Here is a 421-nt window from a genome sequence, read left to right as displayed (position 1 = left end):
ATGCAGCGCCTCAAGCGTGGTCAATGCGGTGAGCCTTGAGGAGAAATCCGCGGGCAATGCATTTGCGTTCGAATCGAGCCTCAGGTCTTTAAGGCCGCGCATACCCTCCAGAGCCCGAGGCAAGCTGACCTGAGTAGCGTTGTTACTCGCGCCGAAAAGCGCGACCGCATGCCGTTCACTGAGTGTGAGTTTTTCAACCTGGGGAAACCGTGCCAGGCACGCTTGCAGCTCGGCCTCACCTACGCCCTCCGAAGATAGCGACAGCTCACGCACATGGGAAAAGTCGACGTCCAGGGGTGGCAACTGATCACTGCAATAGAGCTCAAGCACCTCTGCGCCAGGTTCTTCCCCGGCCAAAAGGGTACGATTCCAGCTTTTCTTGATGGCGTCCGCGGCCTGCATCCTCTGCAAATACTTCAAT

The 421-nt window shown here is 57.5% G+C and carries 1 protein-coding gene; it reads right to left on the bottom strand.

The window, feature by feature from the left end; genetic code table 11:
- On the bottom strand, window positions 1-421 hold a 421-nt coding region (locus E4T71_RS09965), incomplete at both ends, for a hypothetical protein (protein ID WP_167758520.1).

Source organism: Streptococcus sp. WM07 (assembly GCF_004570525.1).
GTDB lineage: Bacteria > Bacillota > Bacilli > Lactobacillales > Streptococcaceae > Streptococcus.
This window is presented reverse-complemented; position numbering and strand designations above follow the sequence as displayed.